Source organism: Aquibium sp. A9E412 (assembly GCF_030398335.1).
Taxonomy (GTDB): Bacteria; Pseudomonadota; Alphaproteobacteria; order Rhizobiales; family Rhizobiaceae; genus A9E412.
In genome coordinates, this window is sequence record NZ_JAOAOP010000008.1 from 1 (window position 1) to 16922 (window position 16922).

The 16922-nt window shown below is 71.2% G+C and carries 19 protein-coding genes; 11 read left to right on the forward strand and 8 right to left on the reverse strand.

Annotated features, from left to right (window positions below; all coding sequences use genetic code 11):
* Positions 1–82: 82 nt before the first annotated feature.
* Complete coding sequence (locus tag N1F89_RS05325; protein WP_290082282.1) at positions 83–1321, reverse strand: saccharopine dehydrogenase family protein; 1239 nt, start codon at positions 1319–1321, stop codon at positions 83–85.
* A 52-nt stretch (positions 1322–1373) separates the two neighbouring features.
* Entirely contained in the window at positions 1374–2471 is a 1098-nt protein-coding gene (gene nspC, locus N1F89_RS05330) for a carboxynorspermidine decarboxylase (RefSeq protein ID WP_290082284.1), read from the reverse strand.
* Positions 2472–2824: 353 nt separating this feature from the next.
* Here nspC and N1F89_RS05335 point away from each other — a divergent pair, with 353 nt between their 5' ends.
* On the forward strand, positions 2825–3559 hold the full coding sequence (locus N1F89_RS05335) for a Bax inhibitor-1/YccA family protein (RefSeq protein ID WP_290082287.1): 735 nt from the start codon (positions 2825–2827) through the stop codon (positions 3557–3559).
* A gap of 75 nt (positions 3560–3634) precedes the next feature.
* A complete protein-coding gene (locus N1F89_RS05340) occupies positions 3635–4240 on the forward strand; it encodes a GNAT family N-acetyltransferase (protein WP_290082289.1) in 606 nt (201 codons plus the stop codon).
* Here the strand turns inward: N1F89_RS05340 and N1F89_RS05345 are convergent.
* Positions 4170–4436, reverse strand: a complete 267-nt coding sequence (locus tag N1F89_RS05345) for a hypothetical protein (protein WP_290082291.1) — start codon at positions 4434–4436, stop codon at positions 4170–4172. The genes N1F89_RS05340 and N1F89_RS05345 overlap by 71 nt on opposite strands.
* 117 nt (positions 4437–4553) lie before the next feature.
* On the opposite strand from N1F89_RS05345, the gene N1F89_RS05350 reads away from it, so the two are divergent.
* Positions 4554–5507, forward strand: coding sequence for a LysR substrate-binding domain-containing protein (locus N1F89_RS05350; RefSeq protein WP_290082293.1), 954 nt, complete (start codon positions 4554–4556; stop codon positions 5505–5507).
* Positions 5508–5523: 16 nt separating this feature from the next.
* Here the strand turns inward: N1F89_RS05350 and N1F89_RS05355 are convergent, their stop codons facing one another.
* Both N1F89_RS05355 and N1F89_RS05360 read right to left on the reverse strand, forming a co-directional pair.
* Complete coding sequence (locus tag N1F89_RS05355; RefSeq protein ID WP_290082294.1) at positions 5524–5919, reverse strand: DUF2794 domain-containing protein; 396 nt, start codon at positions 5917–5919, stop codon at positions 5524–5526.
* A 407-nt stretch (positions 5920–6326) separates the two neighbouring features.
* Complete coding sequence (locus N1F89_RS05360) at positions 6327–7064, reverse strand: DUF1223 domain-containing protein (RefSeq protein WP_290082296.1); 738 nt, start codon at positions 7062–7064, stop codon at positions 6327–6329.
* Between the two features lie 201 nt (positions 7065–7265).
* On the opposite strand from N1F89_RS05360, the gene N1F89_RS05365 reads away from it, so the two are divergent.
* On the forward strand, positions 7266–7964 hold the full coding sequence (locus N1F89_RS05365; protein ID WP_290082298.1) for a ceramidase domain-containing protein: 699 nt from the start codon (positions 7266–7268) through the stop codon (positions 7962–7964).
* Positions 7965–8034: 70 nt separating this feature from the next.
* Here N1F89_RS05365 and acnA read toward each other — a convergent pair whose 3' ends face one another.
* On the reverse strand, positions 8035–10737 hold the full coding sequence (gene acnA, locus N1F89_RS05370) for an aconitate hydratase AcnA (protein ID WP_290082300.1): 2703 nt from the start codon (positions 10735–10737) through the stop codon (positions 8035–8037).
* Between the two features lie 263 nt (positions 10738–11000).
* On the opposite strand from acnA, the gene ccmA reads away from it, so the two are divergent.
* From ccmA to N1F89_RS05405, 7 genes are all read left to right on the forward strand, one after another.
* Positions 11001–11618, forward strand: a complete 618-nt coding sequence (ccmA, locus tag N1F89_RS05375; protein WP_290082302.1) for a heme ABC exporter ATP-binding protein CcmA — start codon at positions 11001–11003, stop codon at positions 11616–11618.
* 39 nt (positions 11619–11657) lie between these two features.
* A complete protein-coding gene (gene ccmB / locus N1F89_RS05380; protein ID WP_290082303.1) occupies positions 11658–12323 on the forward strand; it encodes a heme exporter protein CcmB in 666 nt (221 codons plus the stop codon).
* A gap of 86 nt (positions 12324–12409) precedes the next feature.
* On the forward strand, positions 12410–13174 hold the full coding sequence (locus tag N1F89_RS05385; RefSeq protein ID WP_290082304.1) for a heme ABC transporter permease: 765 nt from the start codon (positions 12410–12412) through the stop codon (positions 13172–13174).
* Positions 13171–13368, forward strand: coding sequence for a heme exporter protein CcmD (gene ccmD, locus N1F89_RS05390; RefSeq protein ID WP_290082305.1), 198 nt, complete (start codon positions 13171–13173; stop codon positions 13366–13368). The genes N1F89_RS05385 and ccmD overlap by 4 nt, the downstream gene beginning before the upstream one ends.
* Positions 13365–13943: a DsbE family thiol:disulfide interchange protein gene (locus tag N1F89_RS05395; RefSeq protein WP_290082306.1), complete on the forward strand. Its 579-nt coding sequence runs from the start codon at positions 13365–13367 to the stop codon at positions 13941–13943. Before ccmD ends, N1F89_RS05395 begins: the two co-directional genes overlap by 4 nt.
* A complete protein-coding gene (locus N1F89_RS05400; protein WP_290082308.1) occupies positions 13940–14479 on the forward strand; it encodes an NUDIX hydrolase in 540 nt (179 codons plus the stop codon). Before N1F89_RS05395 ends, N1F89_RS05400 begins: the two co-directional genes overlap by 4 nt.
* Positions 14476–15519, forward strand: a complete 1044-nt coding sequence (locus N1F89_RS05405) for a DUF2332 family protein (RefSeq protein ID WP_290082310.1) — start codon at positions 14476–14478, stop codon at positions 15517–15519. Before N1F89_RS05400 ends, N1F89_RS05405 begins: the two co-directional genes overlap by 4 nt.
* A gap of 19 nt (positions 15520–15538) precedes the next feature.
* On the opposite strand, the gene N1F89_RS05410 is transcribed toward N1F89_RS05405, so the two are convergent.
* Together N1F89_RS05410 and N1F89_RS05415 are read right to left on the reverse strand one after the other, a co-directional pair.
* Positions 15539–16150, reverse strand: a complete 612-nt coding sequence (locus N1F89_RS05410) for a LysE family translocator (RefSeq protein WP_290082311.1) — start codon at positions 16148–16150, stop codon at positions 15539–15541.
* 4 nt (positions 16151–16154) lie between these two features.
* Positions 16155–16766: a LysE family translocator gene (locus tag N1F89_RS05415; RefSeq protein WP_290082312.1), complete on the reverse strand. Its 612-nt coding sequence runs from the start codon at positions 16764–16766 to the stop codon at positions 16155–16157.
* Between the last annotated feature and the right edge of the window lie 156 nt (positions 16767–16922).

Genomic DNA, 16922 nt, shown 5'->3' on the forward strand with positions numbered 1-16922 from the left:
CCTGCCGCGCTCGGGAGCGCGGCAGGCCGGAGCCGGCGGCGTGATCGCGATGCCGGGCGAGCCCGCCCGGCTGCGACAGGGCCTACGCCTCGAAGGCGCGGTCGCCGGCCTCGTCGCGGATGCGCGTCGGCAGGCCGAGCCGGTCGAGCAGCCCGAGGAAGGGCCGCGGCGGCAGGTCCTCGACATTGGCCATGCGGCGCACGTCCCACTCGCCGCTGGCGATCAGCATCGCCGCGGCGACCGGCGGCACGCCGGCGGTGTAGGAAATGCCCTGGCTGCCGACCTCGCGATAGGCGTCGGCGTGGTCGGCGATGTTGTAGATGAAGACCTCGCGCTCGGCGCCGTCCTTCACGCCCTTCACCAGATCGCCGATGCAGGTCTTGCCGGTGTAGTCGGGCGCCAGCGAGGCCGGGTCGGGCAGCACCGCCTTGACCACCTTGAGCGGCACCACCTCCTGGCCTTCCGCCGTGGTGACCGGCTGCTCCGACAGCAGGCCGAGATTCTTCAGCACCGTGAAGACGGTGATGTAGCGCTCGCCGAAGCCCATCCAGAAGCGCACATTGGGCACACCGAGGTTCTGCGACAGCGAGTGCACCTCGTCATGGCCGGTCATGTAGGTGGTCTGGGTGCCGACCACCGGCAGGTCCCAGTCCTTGCGGACCTCGAACATCTTGTTCGAGCGCCACGCGCCCTCCTGCCACGACCAGACCTGGCCGGTGAACTCGCGGAAGTTGATCTCGGGGTCGAAATTGGTGGCGAAATAGCGGCCGTGGCTGCCGGCGTTGACGTCGATGATGTCGATCGAATCGATGCGGTCGAAATGCTCGTCGCGCGCCAGCGCGGCATAGGCGTTGACCACGCCGGGGTCGAAGCCGGCGCCGAGCACGGCGGTGACGCCGGCCTTCTCGCACTCCTCGCGCCGCTTCCACTCGTAGTTGGCGTACCACGGCGGCGTCTCGCAGATCTTCAGCGGGTCCTCGTGGATGGCGGTGTCGATATAGGCCGTGCCGGTGGCGATGCAGGCCGACAGCACCGACATGTTGATGAAGGCCGAGCCGACATTGATGACGATGGTGCTGCCGGTGCGTTCGATCAGCGCCTTGGTCGCCTCGACGTCGAGCGCGTCAAGGGCGTGCGCCTCGAGCGTGCCGGGCACCTTCATGGCGTTCTTCTCGCGCACCGAGGCGACGATCGCCGCGCATTTGTCGCGCGTGCGCGAGGCGATGTGGATGTCGCCCAGCACGTCGTTGTTCTGGGCGCATTTGTGCGCCACGACCTGGCCCACGCCGCCGGCGCCGATGATCAGCACGTTCTTCTTCATCTCGGGGTCTGCTCCTTCTGCCACTCGTCCCGCGGCCTGCCGCGGGCGCCGTTCACGAAAGGCTCTGCTCGTAGTCCTCGTAGCCGAAGCTGCGCACCAGCCGCACGCTGCCGTCGGGCTCGCGCACGGCGATCGCCGGCATGGCGACGCCGTTGAACCAGTTCTTCTTGACCATCGTGTAACCGGCCGCATCCTGGATCGAGATGCGATCGCCGACCTTCAGCGGCTCGGGAAAGCGGAACTCGCCGAAGATGTCGCCGGCCAGGCACGACTTGCCGCACACCATGTAGCTGTGCGGTCCCGCGTCGGGCCTCACCTTGGCGCTCTCGCGGTAGATCAGCAGGTCGAGCATGTGCGCCTCGATCGAGCTGTCGACGATGGCGAGCTGCTTGCCGTGCTCGAGGATGTCGAGCACCGTGACCTCGAGCGTCGTCGTGTCGGTGATCGCCGCCTCGCCGGGCTCGAGATAGACCTGCACGCCGTGCCGGTCGGCGAACGCCTTGAGCCGGTCGCAGAAGGCGTCGACCGGATAGCCGGCGCCGGTGAAGTGGATGCCGCCGCCCAGGCTGACCCAGTCGACACGCCCCAGGAAGGCGCCGAAGCGCTCCTCGATGGTGCCGAGCATGCGGTCGAACAGGCCGAAATCGGCGTTCTCGCAGTTGTTGTGGATCATGAAGCCGGAGATGCGGTCCATCGCCTGCTCGATGCGCGCGGCGTCCCACTCGCCGAGCCGGCTGAACGGCCGGGCCGGATCGGCGAGGTCGAAGCTCGACGAGCTGACGCCGGGGTTGAGCCTGAGGCCGCGCACGATGCCCGAGGCCTGCCCGGCGAAGCGCTCGAGCTGGCCGAGCGAGTTGAAGATGATCTTGTCGGCGTAGGAGATCACCTCGTCGATCTCGTGATCGGCATAGGCGACGGAGTAGGCATGCGTCTCGCCGCCGAAGCGCTGGCGCCCGAGCCGCACCTCGTTGAGCGACGAGGAGGTGGTGCCGTCCATGTGCTCGCGCATCAGGTCGAACACCGACCAGGTGGCGAAACATTTGAGCGCCAGCAGCGCCTTGGCGCCCGACTGCCGGCGCACGCGGTCGATCACCGCCATGTTGCGGGCGAGCTTCGACTTGTCGATCAGGTAGTGGGGCGTGGCAAGCATGCGCAGGATCCTCGTCCTTCGGCGAACCGCCCCGCCCCCTAAACAAGCATGGCCGCGGGGACAAGCCATGGCGGCATGCGCGATGGCCGGCGGCGCCCGATTTCGCGGTGCCTGCGGGGCGCGCGCAGCGGCTTTGCGAGCCAGGGCCGGGCCGTTTGCCGCGTTAACCGCGCGCCAACCACGCGCCGCGACGGGCGGGCGCCTGCGACGAAGCACCGCTATGTCGCAGGCGCCCGCCCTTGTTCTGGATCGAAAGAGTCCTCATATTTGGCACACGCATGCTGGACTCCCGCCAGCGGCGCTCGGGCGCGTGTCCGACACCCGACGGGACTGTGGCAATCGAAGAGGGAACAATGGCTGACCTTCGCAACTACCAGGCTCGCGCCGCGAGCGCCCCGGGCCGCGCCGACGCCGCGATCGACGAGGGCCTGCGCGCCTACATGATCAGGGTCTACAACCTGATGGCGCTGGGACTGGCGATCACCGGCGTGGCGGCGTTCGCCACCGCCCAGATGGCGATGACCAACCAGGCTTTCGCCCAGGTGGTCTACGGCAGCCCGCTGCGCTGGGTCGTCATGCTCGCGCCGCTCGGCTTCGTCTTCTTCCTGAGCGCGCGCATCCACAAGATGAGCGTATCGGCCGCGCAGACGACCTTCTGGGCATTCGCCGCCGTGATGGGCATCTCGCTGTCCTCGATCTTCCTCGTCTTCACCGGCGAGAGCATCGTGCGCGTGTTCTTCATCACCGCGGCCTCGTTCGGCGCGCTGTCGCTGTGGGGCTACACCACCAAGCGCGACCTGTCCGGCTTCGGCTCCTTCCTGTTCATGGGGCTGATCGGCCTGATCATCGCCATGGTGGTCAACATCTTCCTGCAGTCCTCGGCGCTGCAGTTCGCCATCTCGGCGATCGGCGTGCTGGTGTTCGCCGGCCTGACGGCCTACGACACGCAGCAGATCAAGGAGATGTACTACGAGGGCGACGGCGCTGCGGTGGCCGGCCGCAAGGCGATCATGGGCGCGCTGCGGCTCTACCTCGACTTCATCAACCTGTTCATGTTCCTGCTCCAGTTCCTGGGCAACCGGGAGTAGGCGCGCAAGGACGCGACGGCGAAGGGCGGTCCGGCGACGGGCCGCCCTTTTTTCATGCGGGCGGGGGCGGATCCGATGGCGCGGGACGGCGAAACGATGACGGGCGAGGCGCCGCCGCCGCCCGTGCTGCGACCGGCCACCGCCGCCGACATGGCCGCCATCACGGCCATTTATGGCGACGCGGTGCGCAACGGCACGGCGAGCTACGAGCTCGAGCCGCCCGACGCGGTCGAGATGACGCGCCGCTGGGCCGGTCTCGCCGCGGCGGGCTATCCCTATCTGGTGGCTGCCGATGCCGACGTCCTGCTCGGCTACGCCTATGCCGGGCCGTTCCGCGCCCGGCCCGCCTACCGCTTCACGACGGAGGATTCGGTCTATGTCGCGCCCGCGGCCAAGCGGCGCGGCGTCGGCCGGCTGCTTCTCGGCGCGCTGCTGGCGGCGTGCGAGGAGGCCGGCTTCCGGCAGATGGTGGCGGTGATCGGCGACGGCGCCAACCAGAGCGGCTCCGTGCGGCTGCACGCGGCGCTCGGCTTTCGCCATGCCGGCACGCTGACCGGCACCGGCTTCAAGCACGGCCGCTGGCTCGACACGGTGTTCATGCAGCGCGCCCTCAATGCCGGCAGCAGGACGCCGCCCGGGCCCGCGGCATTGCCGGAGCGGCCCGTTCGCGCCAGCTCGTGAACGGCGGCCGCCCGGTGTGGCGGGTCGCCTCGCGCTCGGCGCGCGCGGCCAGCCCGTCCACCGCCTCGTCGAAGCGGTGATCCTCGATGCCGATGTCGAGGCGGAGCTGCGGCGACAGCGCGCGGACCTCGCGCGCCAGCCGGTGGCGCCGCCGTGCTCTGGCGAGATCGTCCCACAGGCGCTTGAGTGCGAACATGGTCGCCTCCATCGGTTCATGAACGACGTGCATGGCAGCAGGGGTTGGCCCTTGCCTGCCACGTGCTAGAGTGACGCGTTTCGCCGCACGATTCACGAGAATTGGGTTCAGGATAGCATGAGCGAGAATCATGCTGATGCGGAAGGAGGCGGCCCGCCGAAGGAGCCCGCGCCGCTGTCGGCGCTGCCGCCGCTGCATGCGCTGCGCGCCTTCCACGCGGCGGCGCGCTTCGGCCGCTACCGCGACGCGGCGGCCGCGCTCGGCCTGTCGGAATCGGCCGTCAGCCATCAGATCCGCAAGCTGGAGGCCTATCTCGGCGTGCCGCTGTTCGAGCGTAGCGGCAACCGGGTGCGGCTGTCGCCGGTCGGCGAAACCTATTTCCGGCAGATCGACCCGGCCTTCGACGCGATCCGCGCGGCGACGGCCGAGCTTGCCGCGCCGTGCTGCCGCGTCTCGCTGACGCTGCCGCGCTCGCTCGCCACCATGTGGCTGATCCCGCGCCTGGCCGCGCTCGAGGCGGCGGTGCCGGACGTCAACCTGCAGATGGTGGCGACCGGCCGGGTGTGCGACCTGAAGCGCGAGCGCATCGATCTCGGCATCCGCTACGGCGGCGGCCGCTGGAGCGGCCTCGTCGTCCATCATCTGTTCGACGAGGAGGCGTTTCCCGTGTGCCGGCCCGGGCTTCTGTCGGACGAGCAGCGGGCCGACGTCGGCGAGGCGATGGCCGCCTGCCGGCTGGTCGTCGACGTGCACCAGGACGAGTGGAGCGAGTGGGCCGCGGCGCGCGGCCTCGCGCCGCCGGACATGCGCCGCGTGGTCAGCGTGCAGTCGCACTACGACGTGCTGGAAGCCGCGGCGCAGGGGCTGGGGATGGCGATCGGCCGGCGGCCGCTGGTCGACCGCTATCTGGCGGAAGGACGGCTGGAGGCGCCGTTCGGCGATTCCGACCGCAGCGGCTGCGCCTACTACCTGGTGCGTCCCGAGACGCCGGAGCCGACCGTGCCGGCGCGCCGCGTGGCGCGCTGGCTGCTGCAGGCGGCCAAGGGCGCGGCGGCGGCCGGCGACCTGTGAGCGCGGCCCGGCCGCCTCAGGCGCGCACCAGCCTGACCGGCTTCTGCGTCTTGTCGAGCACCGTCAGCACGCGGCCGAGCTCGTGGCCGCGCTTGAGGATGGCGCCGTTGGCGCCGACCACCTGCCACGCGCCCTGGCGGCGCGCCAGCCTCGGCACCTTGACGATCTGGTAGAGCGGCACCTCGCTGGTGCGTCGGAAGACGGAGAAAACGGCGCGGTCGCGCAGGTGGTCGATGGCGTAGTCGCGCCACTCGCCGGCCGCCACCATGCGTCCGTAAAGCCGCAGGATCTGGTCGAGCTCGCGCCGGTGAAAGGTGACGGGCAGATCCGACCGCTCCCGCTGCGCCTCGCTCAGCGGGATGACTATCCCGGAATCCTCCCTATCCTCCCCGCTGCCGCCGCGCTCGGTCATCGCTGCGCCTTTCATGACAAATTGACGACGCCGGAGGATCGCCGCTGGGGCGGCGAATTGCAAGACCGCCGCGCGCCGCGGCGGCGGGGCATCGCCGGCCGCCGGCTCACGAAGCCGCACAGCCTGTCGAAATTGGTGATGGGGCCGCCACAATCTCGCCCCGAATTGTCCCATCTGGCGCCTCAATGTATGGCGACGATCCGACCGTTGCCTGAGACGGTTCGGTCCGGATCCCGGTGCCGCATACCCCAAGCCCCCCGCCCGCGGGGCCGGCCGGATCGAACCGATTCGGGGCAGAAAGCCCCGTGTTTCGTGCGACGATCCCAAAGCAAAGTCATGACCGGCACTGGCCTCGGCCAGTGCCGGTCTTTTTTTCGTGCGCTGCGGGGTCGCGCGCCGCTTGTGCGTCAGCGGCCGGCGCCGCCGGTCGCGGCGGCGCCGAGCACGCGGCCGGGCCGGCCCGCCGCGTCGGCCGTCTGCAGCAGCACGGCGCAGCCGCTCGCCCCCTTGCGGGCGAGCTCGCTCGCCGGCAGCTCGTAGCGCTGCGCCCGGCCGTGCCACATGCCCACCGTGTGCAGGTCGGTGACCACGTTCCAGTAGGTGAGGCGGCGGCCGCGATTCTCGCCGCGCGCGACGTCGACGGCGGCGCGCGGCTTGAAGTAGGCGAGCACGACATGCGCCGCGTGACCGTCCGCCGCACCCGTCTCGATGACGATCGTCGGCCCGGTCTCGCGCACGACCACCGGCACGGGAAGCGGCGCCTCGGCGGCCAGCCGGGCCTCAATCGCCTCGCGGTGCGAGCCGACCAGGTGGACGCCGCCGTTGACCACGGCCTGCGGCGTGTAGACCGACCCGTCGAGCCGCGCGGCATAGTCGCGCTGGCGCTGCGTGTTCTGCGGGCTGGCGAAGGTGTCCTTCCAGCCGAGATAGTCCCAGTAGTCGACATGGTAGCCGAGCGCGACCACGTCGTCCGAGCGCGCCCATTCGCCGAGCAGCGCATCGGCCGGCGGGCAGGCGCTGCAGCCCTGGCTGGTGAAAAGCTCGACGACGCCGCGTACGGGCGGCGTGGCGGTCTGCGCACGCGCCGCCAGCGGCCACGCCGCGGCGGCCGCCGCGAGTCTGAGACAATCTCGCCTGCTGGTCATCGATCCCGATTTTTCTTCTGCGAGGCCGGCGGCGCTCGCATCTGCACCGCGGGCAATCTAGACGGCGGCGGGCTTCAACGGAAAGTCACGTTGCGGTGAGAGCGCCGCCACGGCGCCCTCCGTCTTGCGCCGGCCGCCGCGATGGGCGACGAAACGCGTGGCGCCGTCGCGGGCGCGAGGAAAAGGGAGGCAGCGGCCGCCATGCTCGAGGCGCTTCTGACACCGGTCGACCTCTACTGCGAGCGGACCGGGCCGCAGGTCTGGTCGGAACCGCTCAACGCGCTCACCAACCTCGCCTTCGTCGCGGCCGGGCTGTGGGGCCTGGCGCTGGCGCGGCGCAGCGGGGCCGACGGCTTCGTGCGCGCGCTCGGCTGGCTGGTGGTGGCGATCGGGCTCGGCTCCGGCCTGTTCCACACCGTCGCCAACCGGCTCACCGTGTGGTTCGACGTGGTGCCGATCGCGCTCTTCATCCTGGCCTACACCGTGTTCGTGCTGCGCCGCTTCCTCCTGCTCGGCTGGCTCGCGACGGCGGCCGGCTTCGCCGCCTTCCACCTGGCCGCCGGCGCCGCCACGGCGGCAATCCCCGCGCCGCTGGTCGCCGCCAGCAACGGCTCGGTCGGCTATCTGCCCGGCCTCGCCGGGCTGGCGCTGTTCGGCGCGCTGCTGGCCGCGCGCGGCCGGCCGGCCGGCCGGGCCGTGCTCGCCGCCGCCGCCGTGTTCGTCGTGTCGCTGACCATGCGGGCGATCGATCCGCGGGTGTGCGCGGCGCTGCCGATCGGCACGCATTTCCTGTGGCACCTGCTCAACGCCACCGTGCTGGCGATCCTGCTTGCCGCCGCGGTGCGGCACGGTGCGGCGCGGGCGCGCCACCTGCCGCAAGAAAAAGGCGCCGGGGCCTGAGCCCCGGCGCCGCCTTTCGCACGCGACAGCGCGCCGGGCGAAGCGCAACCGCTGCGCCGCCCGGGCCGCGTCAGGCGGCCAGGTCGCGCAGCACGTAGTGCAGGATGCCGCCGTTGCGGAAGTACTCGAGCTCGTCGAGCGTATCGATGCGGCACAGCAGGCGCACGGTCTTCTCGCTGCCGTCGCCGAAGGCGATCTTGGCGTCGAGCTCCTGGCGCGGCTTGAGATCGGCCAGCCCCTCGATCGTTACCGTCTCGTCGCCCTTGAGGCCGAGCTCCTGCCAGCCGGTCTCCTCGGCGAAGACGAAGGGGATCACCCCCATGCCGATCAGGTTGGAGCGGTGGATGCGCTCGTAGGATTCCGCGATCACCGCGCGCACGCCGAGCAGGTTGGTGCCCTTGGCCGCCCAGTCGCGCGACGAGCCGTTGCCGTATTCGACGCCGGCGAACACCACCAGCGGCACGTCCTCGCTGCGGTAGCGCATCGCCGCGTCGTAGATCGACATCTCCTCGCCGGAGGGATGGTGGATCGTGTAGCCGCCGGTGCGGCCGTCCTCGCCGAGCATGTGGTTGCGGATGCGGATGTTGGCGAAGGTGCCGCGCATCATCACCTCGTGATTGCCGCGCCGCGTGCCGTACTGGTTGAAGTCCACCACCTCGACGCCGTTGTCCATCAGGTAGCGGCCGGCCGGCGAATCCGCCTTGATCGACCCGGCCGGCGAGATGTGGTCGGTGGTGATCTTGTCGCCGAACAGGCCGAGGATGCGGGCGCCGCGGATGTCGCTCACCTGGCCGGCCGTGCCCGACATGCCGGCGAAATAGGGCGGGTTCTGCACATAGGTCGAGTTCTCGTCCCAGGCATAGGTCTCGCCCTCCGGCGCCTGCACCTCGCGCCACAGCTCGTCGCCCTTGAAGACGTCGGCATATTTGCTGGCGAACAGCTCGCGCGTGACGTTCTTGTCGATGAACTCCTGGATCTCGTGCGTCGAGGGCCAGATGTCCTTGAGGTAGACCGGATTGCCGTCGCGGTCCTCGCCGAGCGGCTCGCGCGTCAGGTCGCGGGTCACCGTGCCGGCCAGCGCATAGGCGACGACCAGCGGCGGCGAGGCCAGATAATTGGCCTGCACGTCGGGCGACACGCGGCCCTCGAAGTTGCGGTTGCCCGACAGCACCGAGGCGACGATCAGGTCCTTGTCGTTGACCGTGCGCGAGATCGGCTCGGGCAGTGGGCCGGAGTTGCCGATGCAGGTGGTGCAGCCGAAGCCGACCAGGTTGAAGCCGAGCTTGTCGAGCTCGCCCTGCAGGCCGGACTTGTCGAGATACTCGGCCACCACCTGGCTGCCCGGCGCCAGCGAGGTCTTGACCCACGGCTTCTGCTTGAGGCCGAGCCGGTTGGCGTTGCGCGCCAGCAGCCCGGCGCCGATCAGCACGCTGGGGTTGGAGGTGTTGGTGCACGAGGTGATGGCGGCGATCGCCACGTCGCCGTGGCCGAGGTCGTAGTCCTCGCCCGCGACCTGGAAGCGCTCGGCGGTGTCGCCGTCCTTCTTGTACTCCTCCTTGAGGGAGCGCGCGAAGCCCTCGGCGATGCCGCTCAGCGGAATGCGGCCCTCCGGCCGCTTGGGCCCGGCCATCGAGGGCACGACGTCGCCCAGGTCGAGCTCCAGCGTGTCGGTGAACACCGGATCGGGCGCGCCGTCCTCGCGCCACATGCCCTGTGCCTTGCTGTAGGCCTCGACCAGGTCGATGCGCTCGTCGGAGCGGCCGGTGGTGCGCAGATAGCGCAGCGTCTCGTCGTCGACGGGGAAGAAGCCGCAGGTGGCGCCGTATTCCGGCGACATGTTGCCGATCGTCGCGCGGTCGGCGAGCGTCATGTTGGTCAGGCCGGGGCCGAAGAACTCGACGAACTTGCCGACCACGCCCTTCTTGCGCAGCATCTGGGTGACGGTGAGCACCAGGTCGGTCGCCGTCACGCCCTCATTGAGTTTGCCGGTCAGCTTGAAGCCGATCACCTCGGGCAGCAGCATGGAAACCGGCTGGCCGAGCATCGCCGCCTCGGCCTCGATGCCGCCGACGCCCCAGCCGAGCACGCCGAGGCCGTTGATCATCGTGGTGTGCGAATCGGTGCCCACGCAGGTGTCGGGATAGGCCACCGTGGCGCCGTCCTCGTCCTTGCTCCACACCACCTGGCCGAGATACTCGAGATTGACCTGATGGCAGATGCCCGTGCCGGGCGGCACGACGCGGAAGTTCTCGAACGCCTTCTGGCCCCACTTGAGGAAGCGGTAGCGCTCGCCGTTGCGCTTGTACTCGAGCTCGACATTGCGCTTGAAGGCCATCGGCGTGCCGAACTCGTCGACGATCACCGAATGGTCGATGACCAGGTCGACCGGCACCAGCGGGTTGATCTTCTGCGGATCGCCGCCGAGCGCCGCCATCGCGTCGCGCATGGCCGCCAGGTCGACCACGGCCGGCACGCCGGTGAAGTCCTGCATCAGCACGCGGGCCGGCGAATAGGCGATCTCGACGCCCTTCGAGCCCTTGTCGGTCAGCCAGGCGGCGACCGCCTCGATGCTCTCCTTGCCGACGGCGCGGCCGTCCTCCTTGCGCAGCAGGTTCTCCAGCAGCACCTTCATCGAGAAGGGCAGGCGGGAGACGCCGTCGAGACCGTTCTTCTCGGCCTCCTTGAGGTCGAAATAGACGTATTCGCGATCCCCGACCTTGAGGCTGCGGCGGCAATTGAAGCTGTCGAGTGATTTGGTCACGAGCGATCCCATCCTGGTCTGTTCATCCGAAACGGGAACGGACTCCGGTGGCGACTCGCGCGACGGTGCGGGTACGGTCATTTCCGCTGTCCGTCCCCGGCGCCGCCAGCCAAGCGGGCCGCGCGACGCTGGTTCGGCGCAAAGGGCCTCCACGCCGACCGCTGGCGTGGTTGTCCGGCATATAAAGAATTTCGTAAAGGAGTTCCATACCGCAAAGGGAACAAAACGGCCGCTTGCGCCGCCGCGCGAACGGGCCGGCCGGAAAGGGATCGCACATGCGGCTGAGCGCCGAGAATCTGGTGGGCGAACGCGGCGGCGAGCCGGTGTTCCACGACATCGGCTTCGCGCTCGAGGCCGGCCGGGCGCTGCTCGTGACGGGGCCGAACGGCGTCGGCAAATCGACGCTGCTGCGCATCGTCGCGGGGCTGCTGCCGGCGGCTGCCGGCACGGTGCGGCTTGCCGGCGGCGGCGAGGCGTGGCCCGACGTGGCGGCGGCGAGCCACTATCTCGGGCCGCACAACGCGATGAAGACGACGCTGACGGTCGGCGAGAACCTCGCCTTCTGGCGCGACTTCCTGGGCGAGCCGCATCTGGCCGTCGACGAGGCGCTCGAGATGGTCGGGCTGGAGATGATCGCCCATCTGCCCTTCGCCTATCTGTCGACCGGCCAGCGGCGGCGCGCGGCGATCGCCCGGCTGCTCGTCAGCTACCGGCCGGTCTGGCTGCTCGACGAGCCGACCTCCGGCCTCGACGCCGCCTCGGCCGCGCAGTTCGCCGCGCTGATGGGCGCGCATCTGGAGGATGGCGGGCTGATCGTGGCGGCGACGCATCTGCCGCTCGGGCTCGACAACGCGACGGAGCTCGTGATGGGACAAGGGGGCAAGGATGGCTGAAGCGAAGCGCCGCCGCGCGCGGCCGGGGGGCGCCTAGCGGTGCTGGCGCTCTATCTCCGCGACGTGCGCGTCGGCGTGCGCGCCGGCGGCGGCGCGCTGGTCGGCGTGGTGTTCTTCCTCGCCGTCGTCGCCGTCATTCCCTTCGGCGTCGGCCCCGACCTCAACCTGCTGGCGCGCATCGGCCCGGCGGTGCTGTGGATCGGTGCGCTGCTCGCCAGCCTGCTCGGCCTGGAGCGGCTGTTCCAGCTCGACCGCGAGGACGGCTCGCTCGACCTGATGGTGATGGCCGGCGAGCGCCACCTCACGGCGCTGAGCGTGCTCGTCAAATGCCTGGCCCACTGGACGGCGAGCGTGCTGCCGCTGGTCGCGGTGACGCCGCTGCTCGGCCTGTTCATGAACGTCGCGCCGGCCGGGCTGGCGGCGGCGACGGCGACGCTTCTCGTCGGCACGCCGGCGATCGTCTTCGTCGGCGCGGTCGGCGCGGCGGTCGCCGTGGCGCTGCCGCGCGGCGGGCTGCTCGTCTCGGTGCTGATCCTGCCGCTCGTCATCCCGATCCTGATCTTCGGCGTGGCGGCGGTGCGCGGCGCGGTGGCCGATCCGGACCCGTTCCTGCCGCCCTTCCTGATCCTGCTCGCGCTGACGCTGTTCTTCGCCGTGATCGGCCCGCTGGCGGCGGCCGTGGCGCTGCGCTGGAGCGGCGACTGAGCGGCGCGATCACGATCGCTTCAGCGCGTCCGCCGCGGCATTGCGGTCAATTGCACGGCTGCGGTGCCAGGGCTATGTAAGGGGCGATGAGTGACGCTGCCGCCGCGACCGGCCGCCTGACCGGCCTGGCCAATCCGACGCGCTTCCTGGCGCTGGTCGACCGCGTCGTGCCGTGGCTCGGCGGCGCGGCGCTCCTCACCGTCGCCGTCGGCCTGTTTCTCGGCTTCGCCGCGCCGGAGGACTACCAGCAGGGCATCACGGTGCGGATCATGTACATCCACGTGCCCTTCGCCTGGCTCGGCATGCTCTGCTACACGGTGATGGCGGTCTCGGCGCTCGGCACGCTGGTGTGGCGCCATCCGCTGGCCGACGTGGCGCTCAAGGCGGCGGCGCCGATCGGCGCGGCCTTCACGCTGCTCGCCCTCGTCACCGGCTCGATCTGGGGCAAGCCGATGTGGGGCACCTGGTGGGTGTGGGACGCGCGGCTCACCTCGGTCTTCGTGCTGTTCCTGATGTATCTCGGCATCATCGCGCTGACGCGGGCGATGGACGATCCGACGCGGGCCGGACGGGCGGCCGCCGTCGTGGCGCTGGTCGGCTTCGTCAACATCCCGATCATCAAGTTCTCGGTCGACTGGTGGAACACGCTGCACCAGCCGGCCTCGGTCATCCGCTTCGATGGCCCGACCATCCATCCAAGCCTGCTCGTGCCGCTGCTGGTCAGCGCGGCCGGCTTCACGCTGATGTTCTTCACCCTGCACCTGATGGCCATGCGCACGGAGATCTGGCGCCGCCGGGTGATCGCCATGCGCCGGCTCGCCGCGCGCGCGGCGGAGGGAGGCGGCCGGTGACGAGCCATGCCGCCTATGTCGCGGCCGCCTACGGCCTGTCGGCGCTGGTGATCGTCGCGCTGGTCGGCTGGATCCTGGCCGACCAGCGGGCGCGCCGGCGCGAGCTGGCGGAGCTCGAGGCGCGCGGCGTGCGGCGCCGTTCCGACCGGCGCACCGCGCCGGCGGCGGGCGGCGGCGCGGGGGCGGGCCGATGAGCGCCGACAGCCAGCCGCAGCAGCAGCGCCGCCGCTGGGGCGTCGTCGTGCCGCTGGCGGTGTTCGCCGTGCTCGCCGCCGTCTTCCTGGCGCAGCTCCTGTCGGGGCGCGACACCTCCGTCGTGCCCTCGGCGCTGATCGGCCGGGAGGCGCCGCCGACCGACCTGCCGCCGCTCGAGCGCATGGACCTGCCGGGCATCGATTCGACCGAATTCGCCGGCCGGGTGACGCTGGTCAACGTGTGGGGCTCGTGGTGCGTGCCATGCCGCGCCGAACACCCGATCTTGATGGACCTGGCGCAGGACGAGCGCATCGTGATCGCCGGCATGAACTACAAGGACAAGCCGGAGAACGCGCGGCGCTTCCTCGCCGAGCTCGGCAACCCGTTCGATGCGATCGGCGTCGACGACCGCGGCCGCACGGCGATCGACTGGGGCGTCTACGGCATTCCCGAGACCTTCGTCGTCGGCCGCGACGGCACCATCCGCTACAAGCATGTCGGCCCGCTGACGTCCGAATCGGTCGCCCGCGACCTGATGCCCGAGATCGAGAAGGCGCTGGCGGAGGGCTCGTGAGCGGCAAGCTCGCCCCCAGCTTCGAACGCGCGGTGCCGGACGGCGACAGCCAGGAGCGCGCGGTCTGCGCCAATTGCGGCTTCGTCGCCTACGAAAACCCCAAGATCGTCGTCGGTGCGGTGGTGCGGCACGAGGGCCGGCTGCTCCTGTGCCGCCGCGCCATCGCGCCGCGGCGCGGCTACTGGACGGTGCCGGCCGGCTATCTCGAGCTCAACGAGACGCCGGAGGACGGCGCCCGCCGCGAGGCGATGGAGGAGGCCTGCGCGCGGCTTTCGATCGACGGGCTTCTGGCGGTCTATTCGGTGCCGCGGCTGAGCCAGGTGCAGCTCATCTACCGCGCGCGGCTCGACGGCGGCCACTTCGCGGCCGGCGAGGAGAGCCTCGAGGTGGCGCTGTTCGAGTGGGAGCGCATCCCCTGGGACGCGCTCGCCTTCCCCACCGTCGCCTGGATGCTCGACCACGAGCGGCAGGCGCGCGCCGGCGCCGCCGGCCCGTTCGCCAACCCGCCGGGCGAGACGGGAGACATGCGCCGGTGAGCGCGGCGGTGCGGCGCCACTTCCGCGACCAGGCGGAAAGCTGCGCCAGGCTCGGCTCGCCGTTCACCGCCACGCTCTGCCGGCTGCTTGCCGGCACGCTCGACACCACGACGCAGACCGGCGCCAGGGCGCTCGGCTGGCTCGGCGACCCGGCGGCCGATGCGCTGGCGCTGCGGCTGTGCGGCGGCTTCAACGCGCTGGTGCTGGCGGGCGCCGATGCCGCGCTCGCCGCCGCCTATCCGCCGAACGCGGCGACCGACGAGGCGCTGGCGGCGGCCGTCGCCGGTGCGCTGGCGCGCCACGACGCGCGGCTCGCCGCCGCGCTCGACGGCGCGCCGCAGACCAACGAGATCGCCCGTGCGGCCATGCTGCTGCCGGGCTTCCTCGCCATCGGCCGCGAGACCGGCCTGCCGCTGGCGCTGCACGAGATCGGCTCGAGCGCCGGGCTCAACCTGCTGTTCGACCGCTTCCACTACCGCTACGGCGACGTCGCCTGGGGGCCGGCCGATTCGCCGGTGCGGCTCGCCCCGTCGGTCGAGGGCGCGGTGCCGCCGCTCGGCGGCTTTCTCGACGTGATGCGGCGGCGCGGCAGCGATCTGGCGCCGATCGATGCGGCGCGCCCGGCCGACCGGCTGCGGCTGTTGTCCTATGTCTGGCCCGACCAGCCGGAGCGGCTGGCGCGCCTCGAGGGCGCGCTGGCGCTCGCCGCGCAACACCCGGTGACGCCGGAGCGGTGCGAGGCGGCCGACTTCGTCGCGGCGACGCTGGCGCGCCGGCGGCCGGGTGCCGTGCACGTGCTGTTCCACTCGATCGTCTGGCAGTACCTGCCGCAGCAAAGCCGGCAACGGATCGAGACCGCGCTCGCCGAAGCGGGGGCGGCGGCTGTCGCCGATGCGCCGCTCGCCTGGCTGCGCATGGAGCCGCGCACGACCGCCGAGCCGTTCGCCGTGCTGCGCCTGACGCTGTGGCCGGACGGCGAGACGCGCGAGCTTGCGCGCTGCGACTATCACGGCCGCTGGATCGCCTGGCTGGGCGGCTGAGGGCGCCCGCCCGGCCGGCTCAGCGCGTGGCGATGGCGGCCGCCGCGCCGGCCATCAGCGAGGCGCCGAAGCGGTTGGCCACGCGCACGGCGCGCGGGCTCGCCAGCAGGCGCCGCGCCTGGGCGGCGGCGGCGAGCCAGGCGACGTCGACGACGATCAGCACGGCGGCCATGGTCAGCGTCAGCTCGGCCCAGCCGAGCAGCGACACGGCGGCCAGGTCGACGATGGTCGGCAGCAGCGCCAGATAGAACATCATGATCTTGGGATTGCCGAGCGTGACGGCGATGCCGGCGAGGAACAGCCGCACGCCGGAGCCGGCGCGCGGCAGCGCCGCGCCGGGCAGCGCCGCCGGGGCGTGCCACATCTTCCAGGCGAGCCAGACGAGATAGGCGACGCCGGCATACTTGATGGCCAGGAAGGCGCCGTGGAAGGTCTCGGCGACGACGGCCAGCCCGAAGACGGCGAAGGACAGCCAGATCGCCTCGCCGACCCACAGCGCGACGAGAAACGGCAGCACGCCGCGCCAGCCGGTGGCGATGACGCGCGCCACCAGCGCGGCGATCGACGGGCCGGGCGAGCCGGCGGCGACCAAAAGCGCGCCGGCGAATATGGCGAGAGCCGACAGCTCCATGCCTCTACCGCGTCGACAGGGCGAGGCGCAGCCCGAGCGCGGCGAAGGCCGCCGCGAAGGACCGCCGCAGCCAGGTCATCACCGTCGGGCTCGCGAGCACCCTGCCGCGCACCAGCGCGGCCATCTGCCCGTAGGCGACGAAGACCACGAAGGTCATGACCATGAAGACGGCGCCGAGCCAGGCCATGTCGAGCGCCGGGCGGGCGCTTCCGGCGGGAATGAACTGCGGCAGGAACGCCAGGAAGAAGATCGACAGTTTCGGGTTCAGGATGTTGATCAGGAAGCCGCGGCGGACGATGGCGCGATGCGCGATCGCCGTGCGGTCGGGCTCCGCGTCCAGCATGCCGCGCTCCCGCAGCGCGCCCCACGCCATCCACAGCAGGTAGAGCACGCCGGCGAACTTGACGATCTGGAACAGCACCGCGCTGGCATGCAGCAGCGCGGCGACACCGAGGATGGCGGCAGCGATGTGCGGCAGGATGCCGAGCGTGCAGCCGAACGCGGCCGAGACCGACGCCGGTCCGCCGCGGCCGAGGGCAATCGCCAGCGTGTAGATCACGCCGGTGCCGGGAACCAGAACGACGACGAGCGCCGTGAGCAGGAATGCCGGGTCCATGCGGACGCCTCCACAACCGTCCGGCGATTGGGGCGCTCTTCGCCGGTCCTGTCAAGCCGGCCGCGGCAGGACGGGCCCGGCATCCGGCATGGCCGTGCACGGGCTTTCCGAAGCGGTCCGGCCCGCCAGGCCGGTGCGGGCCGAAGGCTGCGCCCC